20 protein-coding genes and 1 riboswitch are annotated in these 23,408 nt (G+C 47.9%); of the genes, 12 read left to right on the forward strand and 8 right to left on the reverse strand.

Annotation, left to right across the window (positions count from 1 at the left end; translation table 11 throughout):
- Window positions 1-82 precede the first annotated feature (82 nt).
- Window positions 83-3,136, forward strand: a complete 3,054-nt coding sequence (locus OP864_RS08735) for a glycosyltransferase family 39 protein (RefSeq protein WP_270097834.1) — start codon at window positions 83-85, stop codon at window positions 3,134-3,136.
- 53 nt (window positions 3,137-3,189) lie between these two features.
- On the opposite strand, the gene OP864_RS08740 is transcribed toward OP864_RS08735, so the two are convergent.
- The 3 genes from OP864_RS08740 to OP864_RS08750 all read right to left on the reverse strand — a co-directional run bounded on the left by OP864_RS08740 (window position 3,190) and on the right by OP864_RS08750 (window position 6,010).
- Complete coding sequence (locus OP864_RS08740) at window positions 3,190-3,777, reverse strand: DinB family protein (protein ID WP_270097835.1); 588 nt, start codon at window positions 3,775-3,777, stop codon at window positions 3,190-3,192.
- Between the two features lie 61 nt (window positions 3,778-3,838).
- Window positions 3,839-4,255 carry a hypothetical protein gene (locus OP864_RS08745; RefSeq protein WP_270097837.1) on the reverse strand — a complete coding sequence of 139 codons (417 nt, stop codon included), beginning with the start codon at window positions 4,253-4,255 and terminating at the stop codon, window positions 3,839-3,841.
- A gap of 60 nt (window positions 4,256-4,315) precedes the next feature.
- Entirely contained in the window at window positions 4,316-6,010 is a 1,695-nt protein-coding gene (locus OP864_RS08750; protein WP_270097838.1) for a PQQ-binding-like beta-propeller repeat protein, read from the reverse strand.
- A 433-nt stretch (window positions 6,011-6,443) separates the two neighbouring features.
- Here OP864_RS08750 and OP864_RS08755 point away from each other — a divergent pair, with 433 nt between their 5' ends.
- The 5 genes from OP864_RS08755 to OP864_RS08775 all read left to right on the forward strand — a co-directional run bounded on the left by OP864_RS08755 (window position 6,444) and on the right by OP864_RS08775 (window position 11,134).
- Window positions 6,444-7,112, forward strand: coding sequence for an ABC transporter (locus tag OP864_RS08755; protein ID WP_270097839.1), 669 nt, complete (start codon window positions 6,444-6,446; stop codon window positions 7,110-7,112).
- Complete coding sequence (locus OP864_RS08760) at window positions 7,112-7,651, forward strand: hypothetical protein (RefSeq protein ID WP_270097840.1); 540 nt, start codon at window positions 7,112-7,114, stop codon at window positions 7,649-7,651. Before OP864_RS08755 ends, OP864_RS08760 begins: the two co-directional genes overlap by 1 nt.
- 21 nt (window positions 7,652-7,672) lie before the next feature.
- Window positions 7,673-8,299: a hypothetical protein gene (locus OP864_RS08765; RefSeq protein WP_270097841.1), complete on the forward strand. Its 627-nt coding sequence runs from the start codon at window positions 7,673-7,675 to the stop codon at window positions 8,297-8,299.
- A gap of 159 nt (window positions 8,300-8,458) precedes the next feature.
- Window positions 8,459-9,535: an SIMPL domain-containing protein gene (locus OP864_RS08770; RefSeq protein ID WP_270097842.1), complete on the forward strand. Its 1,077-nt coding sequence runs from the start codon at window positions 8,459-8,461 to the stop codon at window positions 9,533-9,535.
- 39 nt (window positions 9,536-9,574) lie between these two features.
- Window positions 9,575-11,134: a glycine--tRNA ligase gene (locus OP864_RS08775; protein ID WP_270097843.1), complete on the forward strand. Its 1,560-nt coding sequence runs from the start codon at window positions 9,575-9,577 to the stop codon at window positions 11,132-11,134.
- A 353-nt stretch (window positions 11,135-11,487) separates the two neighbouring features.
- On the opposite strand, the gene OP864_RS08780 is transcribed toward OP864_RS08775, so the two are convergent.
- Window positions 11,488-13,365, reverse strand: a complete 1,878-nt coding sequence (locus OP864_RS08780; RefSeq protein ID WP_270097844.1) for a WD40 repeat domain-containing protein — start codon at window positions 13,363-13,365, stop codon at window positions 11,488-11,490.
- 303 nt (window positions 13,366-13,668) lie between these two features.
- Window positions 13,669-13,779, forward strand: a riboswitch (SAM riboswitch).
- A gap of 301 nt (window positions 13,780-14,080) precedes the next feature.
- Here OP864_RS08780 and OP864_RS08785 point away from each other — a divergent pair.
- On the forward strand, window positions 14,081-15,877 hold the full coding sequence (locus tag OP864_RS08785; RefSeq protein ID WP_270097845.1) for an acyl-CoA dehydrogenase FadE: 1,797 nt from the start codon (window positions 14,081-14,083) through the stop codon (window positions 15,875-15,877).
- A 274-nt stretch (window positions 15,878-16,151) separates the two neighbouring features.
- On the opposite strand, the gene OP864_RS08790 is transcribed toward OP864_RS08785, so the two are convergent.
- The 4 genes from OP864_RS08790 to OP864_RS08805 form a co-directional block, all read right to left on the reverse strand.
- Window positions 16,152-16,643 (reverse strand): regulatory protein RecX, encoded by a 492-nt coding sequence (locus OP864_RS08790; protein WP_270097846.1) that lies wholly within the window; start codon window positions 16,641-16,643, stop codon window positions 16,152-16,154.
- Window positions 16,644-16,822: 179 nt separating this feature from the next.
- Window positions 16,823-17,515, reverse strand: a complete 693-nt coding sequence (locus OP864_RS08795) for a PrsW family intramembrane metalloprotease (protein WP_270097848.1) — start codon at window positions 17,513-17,515, stop codon at window positions 16,823-16,825.
- A gap of 20 nt (window positions 17,516-17,535) precedes the next feature.
- Window positions 17,536-18,267 (reverse strand): PrsW family intramembrane metalloprotease, encoded by a 732-nt coding sequence (locus OP864_RS08800; protein WP_002658487.1) that lies wholly within the window; start codon window positions 18,265-18,267, stop codon window positions 17,536-17,538.
- 4 nt (window positions 18,268-18,271) lie between these two features.
- Window positions 18,272-18,673, reverse strand: a complete 402-nt coding sequence (locus tag OP864_RS08805; protein ID WP_270097849.1) for an HIT family protein — start codon at window positions 18,671-18,673, stop codon at window positions 18,272-18,274.
- 250 nt (window positions 18,674-18,923) lie between these two features.
- Between OP864_RS08805 and OP864_RS08810 the strand changes: the two genes are divergently transcribed.
- From OP864_RS08810 to OP864_RS08830, 5 genes are all read left to right on the forward strand, one after another.
- Window positions 18,924-19,640, forward strand: coding sequence for a hypothetical protein (locus tag OP864_RS08810; RefSeq protein WP_270097850.1), 717 nt, complete (start codon window positions 18,924-18,926; stop codon window positions 19,638-19,640).
- A 300-nt stretch (window positions 19,641-19,940) separates the two neighbouring features.
- Window positions 19,941-21,242 (forward strand): PSP1 domain-containing protein, encoded by a 1,302-nt coding sequence (locus OP864_RS08815; protein WP_270097851.1) that lies wholly within the window; start codon window positions 19,941-19,943, stop codon window positions 21,240-21,242.
- Window positions 21,223-21,714, forward strand: a complete 492-nt coding sequence (locus tag OP864_RS08820) for a gliding motility lipoprotein GldH (protein ID WP_270097852.1) — start codon at window positions 21,223-21,225, stop codon at window positions 21,712-21,714. The genes OP864_RS08815 and OP864_RS08820 overlap by 20 nt, the downstream gene beginning before the upstream one ends.
- Before the next feature lie 3 nt (window positions 21,715-21,717).
- Window positions 21,718-22,716 (forward strand): M28 family peptidase, encoded by a 999-nt coding sequence (locus tag OP864_RS08825; RefSeq protein WP_270097853.1) that lies wholly within the window; start codon window positions 21,718-21,720, stop codon window positions 22,714-22,716.
- A 227-nt stretch (window positions 22,717-22,943) separates the two neighbouring features.
- Window positions 22,944-23,390 (forward strand): nucleoside deaminase, encoded by a 447-nt coding sequence (locus OP864_RS08830; protein WP_270097855.1) that lies wholly within the window; start codon window positions 22,944-22,946, stop codon window positions 23,388-23,390.
- The last annotated feature ends 18 nt before the right edge of the window (window positions 23,391-23,408 follow it).

Consider the following 23,408-nt stretch of genomic DNA (forward strand, 5'->3'; position numbering starts at 1 on the left):
AGTCTTAACTTATGGAAAGACCATTGGCCTCTGGGTAAATAGATCGAAATGAGGCTATAGGCTATTTCAGATAACAACAACTATGGCAAAGAAGAACAGAAAAGCGAGCCCTTCCCCCACAAACTTTAAAACTTATAAGATTAACTATAAGGGCCAATTGACGGTCGTTTATCCCTTGCTTGCGGGCAGTAAGTTGGGGCAGTTTAAAAAAGACTGGCAGGCCTTTAAGAAAGCTTGGCCTACTACGCCAGAGCTCTTGTTATTTAATAGCTTAGGCGATGAGGCGGCTGCTTCAGAATGGGCTAAATGGGCCGAAGAAGAGGGCGAAAACGTTCGTTATTTGGCCGATAAAGTAGCGCCCTCGGCTATATTTGCTCGGGCCGTAGCGCAGGCGCAGGGAGAAGACCTCCTTTTTGCAGATGGGAGTCAGGGTATTGCCTTGAGTAACCTTTTAGACTGGATGGATAATCGGGAAGAAGCCTTGGCGGCTAATACCATCTATCTGGGGAGCCGTAAGCATGCGGACTCTAAAAAACTGCAGGCCAAAGATGGTTTACTATTGAGCCAACTCCACAACAGCTACCTCCAATTTTGGACGCCCCTCTATCTACAAGATAGTCAGGCGCCTTTTTATTTTATGGCTAAGGCCTTGGGGCAGCAATTGGCGCAGCTTACGGTTTCGGGGCAGCAAACCGACCTTTTATTGATGGCCCAATTGGAAGGGATTTCTATTCAAGAAATGCCCATTCGTTGGCAGCATGCCGAGCAGCGAGATAGGGGTATTGGGCGCATTGCGCAGAAAGCCTTTGCGGGCCTATTGGCTCGGCCCAAAAATAAAGTAAAATACTTCTTTCTCAACCCTTGGACCGAGGCCAGTAAGGCCTTGGCCAAAGAGCCCACAATTTATCGTTTTTTGTATGCGGTATCGGCCTTGCTCATCCTCTTCATTATGGCGGGCTTGAGCTTTCAGTATGGCATTACGGGAGATGAAGTCTTGCAAAAAAACTATGGGGATAATGTATTGGCCTACTTTGAGTCGGATGGAAAAGATCGGGCTTGTATGAACCAAAGCAACCTACATTATTATGGGGGTCTTTTTGATTATTTGGCGGCTTGGTGCAACAAATACCTGGGCTGGTTTGACACCTATGACACTCGGCATTTGCTCAATGCCTTATTTGGCTTTTTGGCCATCTTATTTACGGCTCGATTGGGTAAAGTGCTTTCTGGTCGTTGGTCTATGGCCCTACTGACCTTAGTTTTGCTCACGCTTTCGCCTCGTTTTTTTGGGCATAGCATGAACAACCCCAAAGATATTCCCTTTGCGATGGGCTATATGATGGGGATCTACTACATGATTATATTAACCAAACAACTGCCTCGTCCGTCTAGCCGAGCCTTATTGATGAGTGCCCTTGGTTTGGGGATCACCTTTAGTATGCGTTCTGGAGGAATCTTATTGATTCCCTATTTGGGCCTATTTATGGGGAGTCGAGTTGTTTTATGCCCGCAACTGCGTCCGGCCCTCACTCAATTTAAAATTGGGCAACTGTTTCGCTATGCGGCCATCCTCTTGGGCGTATCGGGCCTAGGTTATTGGATGGGAACCTGGTATTGGCCCTATGCGCAGGAAGACATTATGAACCACCCCCTAGAGTCGCTCTCCGAGATGACCAACTTTTCTACCGGGATTCGGATGCTTTGGGGCGGCAAGCACCTTTGGTCAGATCAGTTGCCCTGGTATTATATTCCGACTTGGTTGGGGATTTCCTCGCCAATTGTGGTGCTGTTGGGCTTGCCTTTGGTGCCCTTCTTATTCTTTAGAAAGGTATTTCGGAAAAAGCAGGCCTATTACTTTAATTTGGTCCTTTTTACCGGCGTTTTTCCGGTGGCTTATGCGGTATACAAAGAGTCTTCTCTGTATGATGGCATGCGTCACTTCTTGTTTATCTATCCCATTTTGGTTTTGGCGGCAGCCTATGGCTGGTTCAATATTATTCGGATAATCAAGCCAGCGGCGGTTCGTTATGCGGCCATAGCTGGAGTTGTGGGGCTTTTGGCCCTGCCCACCGCTTGGATGTTCCGCAGCCACCCTTATCAATATGTCTATTTTAATGAGTTTTTTGGTGGTTTAGAGGAAGCCTATGGCTACTATGAAACCGACTACTGGATGACCTGTATGCGCAATCTTTCAGATTGGTTGATTGAAAATGAGCCGAAGGTAAAAGCAGGGGAGGAGGTCATTGTGGCCACCAACTGCGCTAAGCCTGTAGCGCATTACTTTAGCGATTACCCCAATGTCAAGGTGCGCTATGTGCGCTATCATGAGCGGGTAAAAACGGGCTATGATTACCTACTTTCTTATTCTCGTTTTGTGAGCCATGGCTTTTTACAATCGGAAACTTGGCCCCCTGCAGAGGTGGTGCATCTAGAAGAGGTAGATGGCGTTCCTTTGGGGGCAGTGAGTAAGGCTCCTGATGGAAACAAAAAGGGCGAACTGGCCCAAAAAGCCTTTAAAGAAAAGCGTTATGCCGAAGGAATTACCCTTTTGGAGGAAGTCTTGGCAGCCGACCCCAAAAATGAAAGTGCCATGTTGGTCCTTTCTCAATACTATCCACAGGTGGGGAAGATGGAAGAGATGAAAAACGTCTTGACCCGCATGCGGAACCTAGCCAATGATTACGTTAATGGCTTGGGCATGGCTGGGGTCTATTACCTAAATGCTCAGCAGCCCGATAGCGCTCGCTATTACTTTGAGCGAGCCACAACGCTTAATTACAAGTACAGCTTTGGCTATTTCCACTTGGCCAATTTGGCCCTTAAAGAGGAAAAGGATGTCAATAAGGCGCTATCCATTTGGGCCGTTTTTGATAAGTATGGGGGACAGCCCGCTCAGGGCTACCAAATTGCGGTGCAAGTGGCGCAGCAAGCCCAAAACCGCCCCTATGAGCTCTATTTTAGAGCTAAGGCCTTGGCTACAGCCGGCAAGCATGTAGATGCCTATCAGTTGTTGGGCCAAGCCATTGCGGTAGACCCCAATTTTGAGCCTGCCCTCAAGGCCAAAAAGATGTATGACGACAATAGCCGAAGGGCTAGAGATGAAGAGGAAATGGCCCGAAAAAAAGGCGCCAAATAAAAAGCAAAAGGCCAGCTAGATGATCATCTAGCTGGCCTTTTTTAGGCAATGCCTTAATGCGGAAAAGCGGCCTGATGTTGTACCCTTTGGGCTTGTACAATATGCCGCTCATTATGGTAAATCAAAAAACGTAGCATATCCCCCAAACGAAGCTTAATCAAGGGCAAAATGGCAATGCCCAACTTATAGCGATTGATGTCTAAGGCTTGAGCATCGGCCAGAAAATCGCGAAACTGCTCCTGATAGGCCAAATAAGGCTGAATAATACTCGCTGGCACATATTGGCTTTGGCTAGGCTGATAGGCTTTAGGGCTTTTCATCTTTAACCCTAACTGATTGTCTTCATTGAGTTGTACGCTTTGCACAAAACGACGGCCAAAAATCCCCGCTTTGTAGTATTCTGCTTTGGGCTTTTTGGCCTTGCGCCCCTTTTTGAGGAGCTGCTCCAATGGCCCTACATAATAGGCCGAAATAATATTGAGATGATCTAAGCACTCTCCTATACTCCAGCTCTTTGGGCTGGGCTTCCAGTTAAATTGCTGTGGACTGAGGCTGGCAAAATCCCGCTCTACAATCTCCGATAGTCGCCTCATTAGCCGATCTAGTTCTTGTAGTAGCTCTTTTTGTGTTTTCTTTTTCATAGCTATAGGTTGAGCGGGCTGTTGCCCTAGAGCAACAGCCCGCTATGGGCCAAAAAGACAATTAGAAGATAGAGGTGACTAATAAGTAGGCAGCTGTCCCCATACTTACTAAACCCGCCGTTACCTGATAAGGAGATAGCTTTTTACGCATCATTTCCGCCTTTTCTTTGGCATTGCCCGTTTCGTCTTGTTCGGCAATAAATTTATTGATCATCGGAAAGCTGAGCAGAAAACCCACAACAACGGTTGCACCTACACAGCCTAAGGCTACAATACGACTAAGTAGCACCATATTTACATTGTTGCCAAAAAGGTTAAAGAGCTGAAGCAGCGCCAAAATGAGCGACACTAAGCCAATCATGGCCTGATAGGGGCTGAGTTTCTCAATGATGTCTTTGGCATCGGGCAAACGCTCAATGACAAAGTTAGAGGCCGCCAAAAGGCCAGAAACAATTCCCGCTAAAGCTAATAGAAACATAGAATTCTGTCTTTTTTAGTTCATCAAAATGGTCAATCTTCTATAATACAAAAAAACAACTTATTTCTGCCCCTCTTTTGTTCCTTCCAAGGGCTGTAGTTCGCCTTTCCAATAGCGCTTGAGCTTGCCGTTTCTCGGATTAACCTCTGTTTTGCCATAAATGGAGTTGACCCGCTTTGTGGGCGCATTACTACGGCCCAAACAATAGAGGTTGCCGTCTCTAGAAGCAATGAAAATACGCCCCTGGTCCACAAATGGAGTCGCTTCGGCACTAAATTCTTGCTTGTCGAGTAGCTTGAAGTTCATCTCTTTGTCAAACTCAAAGAGGTAGAAGCCCTGGTAGGTGGGCACCGCCGCCCGATTGCCAATAATAATGGGACTCGCAATGGCTGGCCCCGTCCGATGTTTGTAATAGACTTTTGGGGTGGCCACTTTGCGCTCGCCATCAAAAAGGGTCACTTTTTGGGTATCGAGTTTATTGAGGTCAAAGAAGTAGGTGTAGCCGTCAATGCCAATGGTGGCCCCAATATGCGGATGCCCCTTCACTCGAGTCGCTTCATTGGTGGCCGCGGTCCCAATCACTCCGCCTAACCAACCCACAAACCGACGGTTTTTTACGGGCATGTACCAAACGGTGGCTTCTTCGGGCTTTTTGCTGGGGTCTAGCTTGAGAATCCCGCCCTGCCCTTTGATGTATTGCTTCTCTACAGAAACTAAAATACAGCTGTCGTCGGTCACTACTGGCGAGCCGTCAATGTCCGACCCAATGAAGTATTCCCAGTCCATGCCCGGCTTTTTCATGTTGTAGCCCCAAACTCGACCCGATCCAGAAGCTAGGTAAATATGGTCTCTCAAACGAACGGGAGAGGCTTCCGAAACGACATTGCCCCCATGTACACTAGCATCAATGTCTCGGTATAAGGTGTCCTGAAAACGATAAAATTCAGGCTGCAAAAGCCCGTCTTTCATTTTTGCCGCCTTGGGGTCTGGATTGAAAACGGTGAAAATGCTGGTTTCTAAGGGCAAATAAGCGGTGTCGTTAATAATTAAGGCCGAACCATCTACATCTCGGCTATAACAACGGGTTCTGGGCGAGTTCACTCGCCAACGCTCTTCTCCCGTAAAATAAGAGATGGCCCGATAACAGTCTACAATAGGGGCGTTGAGCTTGCCGCCCGCTCTGGTCCCTTGCAAAACCAAAACCCGATCCTTGAGCGAATCTGCATTATGGTTGATCCAAAGACTACCCGTTCCTTTTACTACATCATCAAAACGGTATTGCCAAAGGACTTCCCCCGTTTCATAGTCGATCTTTTTAAGCCGATGGTCAAAGGCGCCCTGAATAATATATTTTTTGCCATTTTCAATCACAATCAAGGGCTGGCCGGTCCAACCCGCACCACTCCAGTTCTTAATGGTGCGCCCCACCTGGGTTTTTCCAGAACCTAAGGTAAGTTGCCAAATGATGTCTAGTTTGTCTGGCAAACTATCGCCATAATAATTCCGCCGCTCATTGCTCAAATAGGTGGGATTGACCAGTTCAATCGAGAAGCTATCGCCCTCTTCATCCACAAAATCAATGCGGTTGGGGTCTGGAAAAAGGGGGGTGGGCAGACTATCTATGCCGCTGCTATCTGGCGTGCTAATCACTTCTTTGTTTTGTACAAAGTAGGCGGGTAGGTCCATAAAATAGGCTGCCGCAGCAAGGCCGCCAAGGCCCAAAATGGCCAGAATAATGGCTAAAGGGGAACGCATTTCGTTATTTTTTATACTAAGAATCAATTCGATTCGCAAAATACTAACTATTTTCCTGTTTGTGATGATTATTTTGGGGCTTCCCCTTCGGCCCTGCGGGCCTCGGGTCGGGCTGTGCCGGGGCTCGCAAGCCTGCTCGGCCCTTCGCTTTTTTCGCTTTGCTCAAAAAGCTCGGTCTGGCCCTGCGGGCCACCCCTATCCATCCCTAAGCCGGCGGCTGCGCCGCCTCTAGACGCAGTTGGACCAAAGGGCTGAAAACAAAATGCTCAAAGTAAAAATAAAGGATGAGCGGCCCAGCGCTGCGCAGCCGTGGCCCAAAGGGCCAGACCAAAGCCGCCAAAGGCGGCTGCAGGGCCGAGCAGACCTGCGAGCGGCGAAGCATAGCGCCGCAGCATAGCTGCGGGGGCCCCAGAACCAAAAAATAAAAGCAGATATGCTAGAAATTAAAGCGCTAGACCATAGATTGGGGCCCAAGGGCCCTCGATTGAAGATTGACCAACTCGCTTGGCCAAAAGCTCAATATTTATTGCTGGGCAATGCTCAAGCTCCCGAATTAAGGGCCTTTTTTGAGCTGCTGCAGGGCAGCCGAAAAATACAGCAGGGCGAGATTTTATGGGAGGGCAGCCAGAGCCTGGCGCACCGACGATGGGCCTTTCAGCATTTGTATAGCGATTTTGATTTTGGTCCAGAAAAAACCGTGATGAAGGTCTTGCGTTTTTGGGCCAGATTAGAAGGGCTGCGCCCTTGGGCGGCACATCGTTTGGAGGAATGGGGCTTGTCGCCCAACAGCAAAATTAGCCAATTGGGCGAGGCTCAAAAATGGGCCCTGCAGATCGTTTTGGGCCTGCAAAGAGGGGTCAGTTGGTATTTGTTAGAACGCCCATTTGCCCAGTTGAGCCCCGCCGAAGCCTGGCCCATTTTACAACTGCTAGAGCTGGCCAAAAAGCAGCATTATGGCCTCCTGCTCTGGAGCAGCCAAAGCGATAGCCAAGCCCTTTTGGGGCCAGAAAAACAGTGGCTTTGGCGAAAAGGCCAGCTGCTGCCTTTGTCTAAACTCCCCCCAGAACAAGCCATTTTTGACCGCCAAAATTATCCCGACTAATGCTATATATTTTATGGAGCTACGGCCTGAGTTTGTTGGGTCGCTGGAAGCTGTATGCCCTGCTTTTACTGGCTTTTGGTCTGCCTTTTTGGGGCTTTCCCATTTTTGTGAATCAATTAGCAGAGCAGGCAAAAAAACAATTAACCGCCCAAAGTGAGGAGGTCTATCAACTTGCTTGGCTGGGCGACACCGCCGCCGCCCCCGAGCTAAGAGAGGGGCTAGATCTACACCTCAATTTCTCGCTAATTGATAGCTTGGACCAAAAAGAGGCCTTGGCCGCCCTGAAAAAAGGCCAAATTGATTTGGCCCTCCTTTTAGCCGAAGATATGGACAGTAGTTTGTTGCGGGGAGAAGCCGTAGAATTGCAGCTATATTATTATAGTTCGGGCCGGCCAGCGGCCCTGAGCCCCTTTAAGGAAGTGCTTAAAGATTATGAAAACTATTGGGTAGAAAAGAATTTGGCTGCGGCCAATTTGCCCCCCACAGCTAGTCGCCCAATTGAGCTAAATGAGCGCAATCAAAGCAACCAAATGGACTAAATTCGGCAGCTTTTTCGGCAGTTGCGCAAGGGCTTGGCCCTGCTTTTTGCCCTAGGCTTTTTGCTGCTGCTCCTTTTGGGCCTCGCTCAAATTAACCCTTTGCTTTTTGCTGGCGCACCTTGGCGAGGCCTGCAGCAATTGCGGCAACCTTTGGGGCAGACTTATGCGGGCATGCAGTTGCTAGGAACCCTATATCTCTGGCTGATGATGGCTTTGGCCTTGTTAGGCTTTGCTTTGGCCTTGGGCCAAGATCAAGAAGGCCTAGCCGATATTCTGCTTGTTCAATTGAGAGAGCTCTTGCCTGGCGTTCGGCTTTGGGGGATGGGGCTTTCTTTGGGCATTTCGGCCTTTTTTTGGCTCAATTTGTACCTCTTAATCAAGAAGTTGGGCGGCTGGACCCTCGCTTTTTTGTTGCTCTTGGTTTTGCTTTTATTTGTCCTATTGACCTTTGGTACTGGCGGTTTGAGTTGGGGAAAGGCCATTTTGCCTTTGGCCAATCAGTTGTATTTTTTCAAGGCCCTTTTGGCGCGGAAATTAACGCTAGGCCCCTTGTTCTTGGTCCAGTTGAGCAGCCTGTTTTGGGCCCTGCTTTTGGCCCGCTTGAATTTTGCCCTATTGCGGAAGAAATTGGCCCGTTTTGGGGCTTAGTTGGGCTTTGCGGCGAAAAAAGGGCCTAATCGCCGCAAAATATGCGGCGATTAGAGAAAAAATAGCGCAAAATAAGCCTTGCAGAGAAGGCGCAAGGAGGAGTAGGATAGACGAGAATCCCATTTTTTCTTGTATTTTTGCCCCAAAATATAGAAAAGCATGCGTTATTCATTCTTCCTCCTTTTTGCCTACTTCTTTTTGGGCCAAGGGCTTGTTTTTGGCCAGGCAAGAGGCAATGCCCGCCGCTCCAAAGGCAACTATAACTATAAGGCTAAGTCCAACTCCAATTATCAAGCGCCTCTCTTACAACCAGAGGGCGATCTGCCAAGGGCCAGCTTTTTTAGCCATGATGAGGTGCTGCTAGAGGTTCGGGCACTCTCCAACCAAAAAGCAAGCAGCTATTTGGCCATCTTTAATATTCGGCAGTTGGGCAAAACGGCAGAAGAAACCGACCGCCTGCTGCAAGAACGCTTCCGCAGTTTTAAGAGCAAACTACAAGCCTTGGGCATCGCTGAGCAAGATATTCACTTAGATATGCTTTCTTTTGTGCCCGTCTATGAACTAGAAGAGGAAAAAAAGCTATTTAGCCCAAAAACCTATAATGAGGTCCCCAAGGGCTTCGAAATGCAGCAAAATGTACATGTTAGCTACCGCAATGCAGCCCAATTAGGGGCCATTGTATCGGCTGCGGCCCAAGTGGAAATTTATGATTTGGCCAAGGTGGAGTATTTTGTAGAGAATACCGCCGCCGTTTATGAGGAGCTCCGCAAAGAGGCCCTAGCCTATTTGATGCGCGAGATGGTCGAGCTAGAAAAAATAGGCCTAGAACTGGATCTGGCCAGCCGCCGTATGGCCGAGGCCGAAGGCGCGGTCTATCCCGCCGAACGCTATGCCAGCTATCAGGCATTTTCTAGCCCTTCACTAGATGGAAAAAGCCGGGTAGACCTTCAGGAAAAGGCCCAAACGCAGTACTATGCGCCCATGCCCTACAATGATTTTGAAATTATCCTGAACCCAGAAATTCAAGAGCCCGCTGTGCAGTTTATGTACCATCTCCAATTTGCTTTTAAACTGAAAAAACCAGCCCCAGAAGTCAAAATTGAAAGAGAAAAAGAGTTTATTTGGATTACGCCTCAGGGCGATATGCGTCTGCTAAAAGTAGAAAAGGCTAAGGAGAAACGGCCCCAAGCGCCCCGCCCTCAGCCCAATACCACCGTTATTCCCGAAACTAATTAAGAAGTTGAGGCAAAATGACCTCAAAGAACAAAACATCTTATGAGTACTGTAAAGAAATTTGGCCTGCAGGAAATTGTGGCCCACTGTAAAGAATATGGATTTGTCTACCCCTCTTCAGATATTTATGGAGGACTCAATGCCGTCTATGATTACGGCCCCTACGGTAGCCAACTCCGCCAAAATATTAAGGATTATTGGTGGCGCGCTATGGTGCAAGCTCATGAAAATATTGTGGGCCTAGATGCTTCTATCTTTATGCACCCGCAAACTTGGGTGGCTTCTGGCCATGTAGATGCCTTTAATGATCCCATGATCGATAATAAGGATTCTAAAAAACGCTACCGTGCCGACCACCTAATCGAGGAGGTGTATGCGGGTAAGTTAGAAGGTAAAATCGCTAAGGAAATTCGCAAAGCAGCTAAGCGCTTTGGCGATGCCTTTGATGAGCAGGAGTTCCGAGCCACCAACCCCAGAGTCCTAAAATATCAGGGCCAAATTGATTCTGCCATTGAGCGCATGAATGTGTTCCTCAATGCTGAAGATTTAGCTGGCTTTAAAGGCCTAATTGAGGAGCTAGAGATCAAATGCCCCGTTAGTGGAACAGGCAATTGGACCGATATCCGTCAGTTTAACTTGATGTTCTCTACTCAAGGGGGAGGCTCTTTGGGCGACAATAATTTATACCTTCGCCCCGAAACCGCTCAAGGTATTTTTGTCAATTTCAATAATGTGCTCAATAGCTCTCGCCAAAAGTTGCCCTTTGGTATTGCGCAGATCGGTAAGGCTTTCCGCAACGAGATTGTGGCCCGACAGTTTGTCTTCCGCATGAGAGAGTTTGAACAAATGGAGATGCAGTATTTTGTGCGCCCTGGCCAAGAGCTAGAAGCCTATGAGTACTGGAAAGAAAAGCGCCTTCGTTGGCATCAAGCTATTATTGGCGGAGAAAATGCGCACCGTTTCCACAAACACGAAAAATTGGCGCATTATGCCAATGCCGCTGCCGATATTGAGTTTGAATATGCCTTTGGCTTCCGCGAGCTAGAGGGCATCCACTCTCGCACCGACTTTGACCTCAAGGCCCACCAAGAGCTCTCTGGCAAGAAGTTGCAATATTTTGATCCCGAACTCAAGGAGAGCTACGTGCCTTATGTGGTCGAGACTTCTGTGGGCTGCGATCGGATGTTCTTGGCGGTCCTCAGCGATGCGCTCCAAGAGGATATTGTACCCGATGCCGATGGCCAAGAATCTAGCCGCACGGTCATGAAGCTGCACCCCGCTTTGGCCCCCGTCAAATGCGCAATCTTGCCTTTGCTCAAGAACAAAGAGGCCCTAACGAGCAAGGCCAGAGAGGTCTTTGACCGCCTAAAATATAGCTTCCAATGCCAGTACGATGAGAAAGATGCCATTGGCCGCCGCTACCGCCGCCAAGATGCTATCGGTACGCCTTATTGCGTGACCATCGACTTTGATACTTTGGAGGATAATACGGTAACCATTCGCGATCGCGATACCCTAGAGCAGAAACGAGTATCTATTGATGAGGTGGAACGCATCATCAGCGAGAAAGTAGATGTAGCGCAGTTGCTTCGCCAGTTGTAGGATAAGGATTTGGGGCTGCCCACTCGCTTCGCTCGGGTCGGGCTGTTTCGCAGCTCGCTGTTCGCTCGGCCCTTCGGCGCAAGCGCCTCGGTCTGCCGCCTTTGGCGGCCCTGCTGTCCATCCCTCAGCCTGCGGGCGCTTCGCGCCCTGCTTGCTGCAGAAGAGGGCCCAAAACCACGGTTTTGGGCCCTCTTTATTGGTCCAGAACGACCGAAGGGAGTGGCCTAGCGATGGTAGGCAGTGCGGCGAAGCCGCAGACCAAGCAAAAACTTGTTTTTTGCGCAGGGCCGAGCGAATAGCGAGCTGCCGAACGTAGCGCCGACGAGCGCAGCGAGGCGGAGGCCCCAAAATACCTAATCTCTAAACGGTTTAGGGACCTCATAAAGGGAAATCAGGCCCTCCCAACTGACCACCGCAATATAGCGGCCATCGGGGCTGATGGCCGTATGCGAAACCGCCCGCCCCTGAAAGGGAACTACCGCCTTAGGTTGCCCAGTTTGGCCATCATAGAGATAAAGATGCCCATTTTGGCCAATGCCGGCATAGTAATTTTGCTTGGCCGTAAAGCCACCAAAACAATGCTCCGACATCAGGGTGCTCTTATTGTCATAGCCCCGAACCACAGGCGCAGGCAGCAGCTTGCTAACTCGCCCATTTAGCCAATGGGCCAAATTTATCGAATGACTTTGCCAGAGCAGGGGGACAAAAGGCTGGCCCTCTTCCTTTAATTTTTGCTCCCATTTTGCCGCTGATGGTCCTCGGTAATTATGGATAGATCGAAGCTCCAGAACATAATCAAAGACATTGTTTTTGCGGTAATGGATGCCCAAAATTGCTCGACTATCGGGCGTAAAGCAGGCATCTAAATAATGTTTTTTGAGTTTTTGAGGCTGTAATTTTAGGTCCGGAAAGCTATAGAGTGGCTGCACGCCCGCCTTATGCTGATAGGCGGAGGGAAGGGCCAAAAGGTAGTTCCCATCAGGCGAAAAGCGAAGTTGAGAATAGTTCAATACCTCATCATTGGGCGGTAAATCTTGCCGCCAGTTGGGCTGTTTCGTTTTTAATATTCGGACATTGGGGCCATAATGCGAGCCCACTGCCAGATACTTCCCATCAGGCGAAAAACTGAGCAAATCGGGAGGAAACATAAAGGTTTCGGCCCCTTTGAGTTGGCCGCCCACTCCTTTTTTTGTCAGATAAACAGGGCGGGGCCATTGGCGGCAGGCCAAGAGAAAGCCCTTGCCTTCTTGGTCCCAGCTGCCATCTTCCCAGCCATTGCAGCGGCAATCTTTGGGCAGGGGAACCGGCTTTAGTTTCTGGTTTTTGCGCTTCCAAAGTAGAATATTGACACTGCCCACAATTAAGAGCTCTTTGTCGTTGGGGGAAAACTCTAGGCCTTCAATCCAGCTTCTATCGACAATTGTGTCCATGAGCTTGGCTTGGTCCAGATAATCCCAAATTTCTAGGCGGCCATGAAAAAAGCCGAGGGCCAAAAGCTCCCCATCCTGAGAAAAAGCAATTCGCTGCGTTTGCCGATAATTAAAATCCGTTTTGATGGGATCTAATTGCAAGCTGTTGAGCTCCAATTTGGCCAGTTGGACATCTAATCTTTGGCTAGGAATAATACTCACCACCGCCTCCTCTTTTTGGGGATGAAACTCAATAGCGGCTAGGGTACCAGGCAGCTCTCGAACTTCGCCCGTCTTTAGGTTTTTAATTTTAGAGAGCTGATACTGTCCGCCATAAATCGCCAGCCATTTGCCATCGGGGCTAATGCGGGCCTCAGGGTTATCAGAAGCAAAGGGCAGGCTATCAATCAGCTCGCCAGTATAATAATTAAAGACATAAGCCCCATTTTTGTCATTACAGACCATTCCCAAAGGCTGATTTTTGAGAATGCGTAGGCTGCGGCTCAGGTTGCTGTAATTTTTTTGGTGCCTAAAGCCTCTTTCCCAAAGTAGCTGCCCGTTTTTTCGGTCCCAAGCCGTCAGATAACTACCGCCTGCAATCAGAATAATAGAATCATGAGCCGCAAATCGAATATCGCCTGCCATCGGCGCAAAAGGGGCGCTCCAGCGGCTATCGCCCCAACTGTGCAAAAACTTCATCTTAGGTAGGCTGTCGGCAGGAGGAGAAGCATTATAAATGTAGTATTCTGAGACAAAAGCCTGTTTTTGGGCCAAGGCAAAGAAAAAAAAATGAAAAAAAATGAGAAAAAAAATGCTGCGCATATGGCCAGTTTTATGAAAAAGGGCTTCAAAATATCATTTTAAAAATAGGGGGCAAGCCTGCCTTTGGGCTGATAAAATTAAGTCCTTTAGAAGAAATGAAAAATTATAAAAGGATATGTTAAAACAGGACTATTTTAGCCCATTTAGTTGCATAGATGCTAGGTGCTCAGAAAATGGTTGTGGAGACAAATAAATTTCAAAAGGATTTGGAAATCTGAGAGATAGACCCCATATTTGTGTATACAAAGTTCTATATATGGTCCCTTAAACAACAGCAAATTTGTTGTTTTAAAGTTGGACTTTTACTTATCCAGAAAGGTGGAGGGATTAGGCCCAAAGAAACCTTAGCAACCTGCTCTTAGAGGCAAGGTGCTACTTCCTACTGAAGCCGAAAGGCGGAGGGGCAGATAAGCGAAGCTGTTTTAGATGAAGCATCGAAAGATGACGAAATATAAAAAGCTCGAAGGTATTTGCCTTTGAGCTTTTATCGTTTTAGGACGATATTTTAATGGTTTATGTTGTTTAGTTGTTTGTTAGCTGTGACTCTCTGTGCCCTTGGGCGCAGGGAGTTTTTTTATGCCTCTATCTAGAGTTCGGCTAAAAACTTAATCATTTTTTAATGAGAACTCATTATATTAAGCGGGCCAAATTAAACCGCTATGATTTTTAGCTGTTTAGCTAGGCGAATCATCATCAAATTCTAATCAAATTTATTATGGCTACGACAACTAGCAAAAAAGTACTGGGTGGCGGAGAATTTCTCCTCGAGCAAATCAGCTACGAAAACATTTTTACCAAAGAAGAACGCACAGAGGAGCAGAATATGGTCCTCAATATGCTACAAGATTTTATTGATAAGGAAGTAGTCCCCAATACGGCCAAAATTGAAAAACTAGATATCGAACTGACCAAAGAACTGCTCAAAAAAGCAGGCGATTTGGGCCTTCTAGGGACCTCTTTCCCAGAGGAGTACGGTGGATTTATGCAAGATTTTTCTACCAATATGGCCATTACCGAATACTTGGCGCATACGCGCTCTTTTTCGCTTTCTGTGGGCGCTCACACGGGTATCGGTATGCTTCCTATTCTTTATTTTGGAAATGAAGAGCAAAAAAGCAAGTACTTGCCTAGCCTAGTTGCTGGCGATAAATTTGCCGCTTACTGCCTTACCGAGCCCGACTCTGGCTCTGATGCCTTGGCTGCAAAAACGAAGGCAGTTCTCAATGAAGCAGGTACACATTATATCCTCAACGGACAAAAAATGTGGATCACCAACGCTGGTTTTGCCGATGTCTTCGTGGTTTTTGCCAAAATTGATGGCGAAAAATTCACGGGCTTTATCGTAGAGAAAGCTTGGGAGGGCGTTAGCTTGGGCGCCGAGGAAATGAAGCTCGGAATCAAGGGTTCTTCTACTCGTCAGGTGTTTTTCGAAAATGTAGAGGTGCCTGTAGAAAACGTTTTGGGCCAAATCGGAAAAGGCCACAAGATTGCCTTTAATATCCTCAATATTGGCCGTATTAAACTAGCCGCTGGCGTTTTGGGCGCCGCCAAATCAGTGATGACGCATGCCGTAGGCTATGCCAACGAACGCAAACAGTTTGGCCAGTCTATCGGTAATTTTGGGGCCATTAAGCATAAATTGGGCGAGCAAGCTACCCGCATTTGGGTAACCGAAGCCGCTATGCATCGAGCCAGCAAAGCGATTGATCATGTAGAGCATAAGCTGCAGGCAGAGGGCAAAACCTTGGCCGAATCCCTACTAGGCGCCGCCGAAGAATACGCTATCGAATGTGCTATCCTCAAGGTGCGGGGCTCTGAATGTTTGGATTATGTGGTGGATGAAGGCCTCCAAATTTATGGCGGTATGGGCTACTCGGAAGAGGCGCCCATGGCTAGCGCTTATCGCGATTCTCGAATCAACCGCATTTTTGAGGGAACCAACGAAATCAACCGCATGCTTTCGGTAGATATGCTCCTTAAAAAGGCCATGAAGGGCCAAATTGATATGATGACGCCCGCTATGGCCATCCAAAAAGAGTTGATGTCTTTCTCTTTGCAAAAAGCTGCTCCCGAAGGATTGCTAGAAGCCGAATTGCTACAGGTCCAAAATCTCAAAAAATGTTTCTTGGCCGTTTCTGGTATGACTGCTCAAGAACTCATGATGGGCCTCAAGGATGAGCAAGAAATCCTAATGAATATGGCCGATGTAATGGCCGAAATCTACTTGGCCGAATCTGCCATTTTGCGCGCGCAAAAGTTGGCTAGCCTCCGTGGAGAAGAAGCCGTGGCCGACCAAATTGCCATGAGCCGCATTTACCTCAATGATGCCACCGAGCGCATCGCTTTCTCTGCCCGCCAAGCGGTGGCCTCTTGGGCCGATGGCGACAAAAAGAAGACCTTGATGCTCGCGATCAAACGCTATTGTAAGCAAGAGTTTATCAACACCAAAGCGCTCCGCCGCCAAATTGCGGATAGCCTACTTGCCGCCAATGACTACTGCTACCAAGACTAGTTTTTAGCGCAGATATAAAAGAGAAAGAGCAGCATGACCTTAGGGAAATGCTGCTCTTTTTTTATGCTTTTTTGGGGCCTCCGCCTCGCTACGCTCGTCGGCGCTACGTTTCGCAGCTCGCAGGTCTGCTCGGCCCTGCGCTTCGGTGCTACGCACCTTCGGTTACTCCCTTTGGTCGTTGAACTGCGCCCTAAAGGGCTTGTTCTGGTCTGCGGCTGCGCCGCACTGCTGCACATCGCTAGGCCACTCCCTTCGGTCGTTCTGGACCAAGAAGTTAGTCTTCCTCTTCTTCATTCAAAACGATCTTAATGGCCTCCCAAATAAGATGCGACTCATAGCCCCTGTATTGGGCATATTGGGCCAGTTTTTTAGAGCGGCTATAATAATCTCCTTTATTGATAAGGCGGTTTTTCTTGCGTAAGAGCTCCAGCAATTTGGGAAAATACTCCTCTTCGGGCAGTTCATTTTTGAGGGCCTTGCGGATACAATAAGCCGAAACATTTTTGGCCTTGAGCTCTCTTTGGATGCGTAGGCGGCCCCAGCTTTTTACTCGGAATTTTCCGCCAGCGAAAGCATGAGCAAAACGCTCTTCATTGAGGAAATTATCTTCGATGAGGTCGGCCACAATTTCGTCTAGACGTTCGCCATAGACCCCTAGGTCCATTAGTTTTTTACGGACCTCTTGGTGGCAGCGCTCTTGATAGGCGCAAAAGCTTTGTAATTTGGCCAAGGCGGCCTCATAACTGATATAAGGTGGTTTAGACATAAATGGACACTAAGAGAAGCAAAAACGGCCCCATGGCCGAAGGCCAAACGGCCTAGCGATGTGCAGGGGGGCGGCGCAGCCGCAGACCTAGCGGGCAAAGCCCGCGCAGGGCCGAGCGAATAGCGAGCCCCGAAACGTAGCGCCGCAGCTTTGCTGCGGAGGCCCCAAAAAAAGGACTTCTAATGGCTTTCCTCCTTATGGGGAGAAATATGCAGCAGGTGCTTAATCATGGGAAAGCTGATGAAGATGGCTACAAAAAGGACCACAAAGGTCAGGTATTGCAGGCTGGGGAAATTGACCTGAAAGATAAAGAAATCGTAGAGGCCATGGACCAAAGCCGCCAAGCCGAGGCCCTTGAGTAAGAAAAGGCTTTCTTTGTCCTTATGCAAGTGAAATTTGCCGAGGCCCACAAAATAGCCCATAATCACGGCAAAGGCCGCATGAGCGGGAACGGCGGTAAACATGCGCAAAAAAGCCACCTCATAGCCCCATTCGGTCACATAAAGCACATTTTCGAGGGTAGCAAAGCCCATACTTACCATAACAGAATAGACAATGCCATCCATGGGCTCGTCAAACTCTTTTTTTGGATAAATATAATAGCGCAGGAAGAGAAACTTGGAAAACTCCTCGCTAAAGCCCACCACCCCAACGGCAAAGGCAAAAGTTTTGAGTAAATTATCATCGGCGATAATGCCCATATTTTGGCCCATCGTTTCGAGAAAAAGGGTAGGCTCTGTACTGAGCATTCCAAAGAGAAAGCAGAAAAAGAGGAGATGTTTGGGTTCTGGTTCGTGCTTATCGCGCCACCAGATATAATAGCAAATAGCCAAGCCCGGCAAGACCGAGAGGGCCAAGAGATAATAATCCATGCAAAAAAGTTTGGAAAGGACTAAAGTTCAATAAATGGGGGAGGGCCTTTTTCTGTTCTTCTTTTATAATGCCGATGGGCGCGAATCATGAAAGCGCCCAAGAGTAGGGAAATGGCCAAGGTTATCTCAGTAAATATAGTTAAAACTTTAGATAATTTCTGAAAAATGAAGAAGTCGTATAGGCCATGCAGAATAATGGGGAAAAGCAGGGCCAGCAATAAAAAAAGGACCTCTCTTTTGGCCTGAAAGCGGGCCAGGCCCATAAAATAGCCCATCACGATCCCGAAGGCGGCATGAGCGGGCAGGGCGGTAAACATACGGCGGTAGGCTAGGGAATAGGCCTGTTCTAGATCATCTAGGCGGATGACCAGATAGAGAAAATTTTCGGCAGCGGCAAAACCCAAACCGATGCAGCCAGCGTATACAATACCATCGAGGGGGACGGCAAACTCTTTTTTGGGATAGAGGTAATAGCGTAAGAAAATATACTTTAGGGTTTCTTCGCTAAAGGCTACGATAAGGAAAGAAAAGGTAAAGCTGGTCCAGAGATCGCCCTGCAACAACATGCCCAAATCATAAATGCCAAACTCCTCCATTTTGATGGCGGGGTAGGTACTGATCACGCCAAAAAGGCTAGCAATAAGCATAAGAGAGACCGGGGGCGGAGCCTTATAGCTGAGCCCATAGAGCAAAAAAATCAGGAGGAGACTAGGCAAAATGGCTAGGCTCGAGAGTAAAAGGAGGTCTAGCATCTTGCTAGTGTTCGGCAAAAGCGAGCTGAATCTGTTGGGCCAAATTGGCAAATTCTTCTTGGCTGAGCTGCACTCTTTCTTTAGTAAAGTTAATAGAGCCTAATCCTTGGAGTGGAATCAGGTGAATATGCACATGAGGCACCTCAAGGCCAACCACCGCCATACCAATGCGCTTGCAAGGGACCACCTTCTCCATGGCCAAGGCCACTTTTTTGGCAAATAGATGGAGCTGGGCAAGTTCCTCATCTTCCAAATCAAAGATATAATCTACCTCTTTTTTAGGAATCACTAGGGCATGCCCTTTTTCTACGGGAGAGATATCGAGAAAAGCCAGAAAGTCGGCAGTTTCGGCCAATTTATAGGCTGGAATTTCGCCAGCGATAATTTTGCTGAAAATACTAGGCATAATACTATTTTTTTAGGTCCAGGAAGGTACTGCTTTTTAAGGAAATGGAAGAACTTAGAGCCAACTCTTGTCGTTCGTTGAAAAAAGCTTATCTTTAATATATCATCATCCCATAAAATCCCCCAAAAAGGCTAGGCGCCAGCTCCTCCTCCCCTTAAAAGAGAAGTTGTTGTTCTAGAAAACGCTTTGTTTTAGGTGTGAAAAACCTAGAAAAAAGCTGAATTGCAGCAGATTACATTAGACCAGATTTATGGGTACACTAGATCGATTTTTATTGTTGGTCGGCCTCATTTTGGGCCTGCAAAGCCTAAGTGCACAAGACCAATACTACCAAAATGCCTTACAGCTTATTGCTCGGCAGGCAGAAATGGCCGAGCAGGCCGAATTGCCTTTGGCTGAGGTGGCTGAACTGGCCATATCTTTAGAAACGCTTAGCCAATCGGGGCATGAAGCCTTTTTGTTTATCAACGAACTAAATATTCGAGCCCAGCAGAGCGCCAACTGTTATAGTTTTAGCCTGTATGTAGACCCTAGTTTGTCTGATTTGCAGGAGCTCAGAAATAGCAACAATTTGCAAAGGGGGCCCTTGCGTCTTTTGTTAGATACCTATGAGCTGACGGTAAAATCTTGGAAAGAAGAAGAGGGGCTTTTACAGTTGAACTTAGAAAGTCCTCGACCCAAAAATATAGCTTATATTGCCCGTAAGTTTTCTGAACAAGAAAATGTCTTTTTGGTCGAAATTCCTAGCCTAGCCCAAAAAGGCCCCGATATCTATAGCAAAAAAATCTATGGGGGCTGGCTGATTTCTTACGTTTATCCCTACTATGATGAACAGGGCCAAGAAAGTACCGTAGAATGGCAGTTTGGCTGCAACGGACAGGGCGAATGGAGCTATTTGGGCCAGTATGGAGCATTGCCCAAAAGCTTTGAGCAGAAAGCTCAGATTATTGCTCCAAATAATAACTAAAGAAACCTTTAAGGCAGCCCAAAAGGCGGCCTTTTTTTTGCCGAAGGCCACAAAAGTCTAAACAAATTTGTACTTTTGAATGATTTTTAGCTAGCTAAAATAAGCCCAACCCTTTTGCTTGGGCCTCTAGTTTTTAGGCTTGAAAAAGCCCCTTTTTTACCGCTCTACAGAGCCAGCCGCTAGCAAAAAAAATAGCTACTCCCCTTGGCAACTTAGGCCCCTAAGCTCTTGCCAGAAAAGGAAGTAGCCCATCTTTCTCAACAATAAAGAGGGCCCAGCCCTCTAGCTATATACATATTTATGGGATGTTCGAATTGTTCCAGTACTGGCGGTTGTAGCAGTACTGGTTGTGGAGATAACGGAAACTGTAACAGCGGAGGCTGTAATAAACTCAATACCTTTGATTGGCTCGCAAATATGGAAATGCCCGATATGGCCCAACTCGATGTGGTCGAGCTCTCTTTCAAAGATAATATGCGAAAGGCGTTTTATCGCCTGCCCCCTTATCTGCAAATCCATACCGGCGACCTAGTTGCCGTAGAAAGCAAATCTGGTGGCTACGATATAGGCCGAGTGAGCCTTATGGGCGAATTGGTCCGCCTGCAAATGAAAAAGAAAAGGGTAAAACCTAACGCTATTCTACCCAATGTGCTCCGTACCGCCAATGAAAGAGATTTGGAACGCCTAGCTGAGGCTAGAGCCGCCGAACAAGAAACAATGGTCCGCGCCAGAGTCTTGGCCCGAGAACTCCAACTCGATATGAAAATTGGCGCCGTAGAGTATCAAGGCGACCGCCGAAAAGCTACTTTCTATTATACCGCCGACGGCCGAGTGGATTTTCGCGAACTGATCCGCATCTTCGCCCGAGAGTTCCGAGTGAAAATCGAAATGCGCCAAATCGGCGCCCGACAAGAGTCTGCCCTAATCGGTGGCCTAGGCCCCTGTGGCCGAGAACTTTGCTGCTCTACCTGGCTGACCGATTTTAAATCTGTCTCCACAACAGCCGCCCGCTACCAAAATTTAGCGATCAATCAATCGAAATTGTCTGGCCAATGCGGCCGCCTCAAATGTTGCCTCAATTTTGAGCTCAATACTTATCTCGATGCGCTCAAAACCTTCCCCAAACATATCCATCGCCTAGAAACAGAAAAAGGAAGCGCTCAACTCCTTAAAACAGATATCTTTAAGCGGATTATGTACTTTGCCTACCAAAAAGAATTTGGGGGTATGGAGGTCTTTCCGCTCTCTGTAGAACGTGTACAGGAAATTGCCGCCCAAAATAAAAAAGGCCAAAAACCTTATCACCTCTCCGAGTTTATTGTGGACAATAAAACAAGCCACCACTTTAATAAGGAAACGGGGCCCGACGATTTTGTCGATGGCTCCGGTAGCCTAGAACTTAGCGAACTCAAAGAGGATAGAAAAAGAAATAATCGCAAACGAAAACGCAAACGAAAACCCAAAAATCCAACAAATCAAGGCCCTAAAGGCCCTCAACCAACAGAGAATAAAACGAAGCCTAGTCGCTCTAAAAGCAATCGTAAAAAACGCCCCCGAAACTCGCAAAATAATAAAGCGAAGCATGATGCTAACAAAAAATAAATGGCTCCCTTTTATGTTGTTGCCACTCTTGGCCCTATTTACTAGCTGCCAAGATTATCTCTATGAAGAAGAACAAGCTATCCCTGAAGCTATCTGGACTTATGCCGATGCCCTGCAGTTTACGCTACCCGTCTCAGATACTACTCAGGTTTATAATCTCTATCTAGAGATTAAACATAAACAAGATTATGAGTTCGAAAATGTCTATAGTCTCCTAAAGGTCAAAATGCCCGACGGAGAACTTAATGAACGACAGGTCTCTCTCGAACTCGCTAGCCCAAAAGGAAAATGGGAGGGCGAATGCCAAGGCGAGTTCTGCCAACGACGCCTTATCTTTATGCCCAATATTAAGTTTAATCAATTGGGCAACTATAAAATTGAGTTCCAACAGTATAGCCGCCAAGATTCTCTGCCCGGCATCGCTAGCCTGAAACTCCTTCTAGAAACCGCAAAAGCTGCTCCCGAATCCTAAATTATGATGCGCCAATTCGCTACCGCTTTATTTGCCCTTAGCCTGCTTTGGGCCTGTAAAAATGATGCCCCAAAACCCCAACCCACTCCAACGCCAGAACCGGAGGAAAAACTGGCCAAAGCACCCAGCTTTATCGCCGATTCTGCCTACGCTTTCGTTAAGGCGCAACTGGCTTTTGGCCCCAGAGTCCCCGAAACCCAAGGCCATGAGGATTGCGCCAATTGGCTGCTCCAAAAGTTTGAATCCTACGGCACTACTGCCCAGATCCAAACCGCCGAAATGAATAATGGCCAAGGCAAAACTTACCCCATCAAAAATATTGTGGCCCAAATTAACCCCCAGGCCAAAACACGCATCCTGCTCGCCGCTCACTGGGATACCCGCGCTATGGCCGACCGCGATAGCGAACGCCAATCAGAACCCATCCCCGGCGCAGATGATGGCGCTAGCGGAGTAGCCGTTTTACTCGAAATTAGCCGCCAAATCCAAAAACAACAACTCCAAAATGTAGGGGTAGATATTGTCCTTTTTGATGTGGAGGACCAAGGCCTCTCTGGCGATGCCTATGACCGCAGCTCTTGGTGCCTAGGCGCCCAACACTGGAGCCGAAACCCACATACTCCCGACTATAAGGCAAAGTTTGGTATCCTGCTCGATATGGTCGGCGCCCGCGCCGCCCGCTTCCCAAAAGAAGGGGTCTCGCTCAAACATGCCGCTTTTTATGTGGATGAGGTCTGGCAAACAGCCTGGAAGTTAGGCTATAACGACTTTTTTGTAGACGAAACGCACGGCCAATTGGTCGATGATCACCTTTTTGTAAATGAAATTCGCAAAATCCCCATGCTCGATATTATCAATTTACCCAAGGGCAGCCCCACCGGTTTCGGCCCCTATTGGCATACCCACCAAGATGATATCGATATCATTAGCCCAACGACCTTAAAAGCAGTGGGCCAAACGGTTTTGCAAGTAATTTATCAATACGAAGAAAGAGGAAAGTAATTAAAGGTTTGGGGCCTCAGCTGCGCTGCGCTTGCTGCGCTACGCTTTGGGGCTCGCAGTTCTGCTCGGCCCTGCGCGGGCTTCGCCCGCTGGGTCTGGCCCTGCGGGCCACCCCGCCGCATCGCTAGGCCAGTCGCTTCGCTCCTCTGCGGCGGCTTCGCCGCCTGCTATACGCAAAACGGGCTGGTCCAACAAAAAAAGGACCAGCCCGTCTAATGTCTATACCTATGGATTTTAACGTTTTTTCCGATGAGTTCTTTATGCGCCAAGCCCTCTTAGAGGCCCAAAAAGCTTTTGAGCTAGATGAGGTGCCCGTTGGCGCTGTTTTGGTGGCCCAAAATCAGATTTTGGCCCGAGCCCACAACCGCACCGAAGCCCTAACCGATATTAGCGCTCATGCCGAAATTTTGGCCATTACGGCCGCGGCCCAAGCCTTAGATAGTAAGTATTTGCCCAAGGCTACACTTTATGTCACTCTAGAACCCTGCCTGATGTGCGCCGGCGCTTTGGCTTGGGCCCAAATTGGCCGAGTTGTCTATGCCGCCGCTGACCCCAAAAGAGGCTTTCTGGCCCTTGCCCCAAAAGCCCTACACCCCAAAACCAAATTGGAACAAGGACCACTAGCTGAAGAGGCCCAAGCCCTACTCCAAAGCTTTTTTAAACGCAAACGCTAGCTTAAAAGCAAAAAACAT

It is taken from the genome of Saprospira grandis, assembly GCF_027594745.1.
Classification (GTDB): Bacteria; Bacteroidota; Bacteroidia; order Chitinophagales; family Saprospiraceae; genus Saprospira; species Saprospira grandis.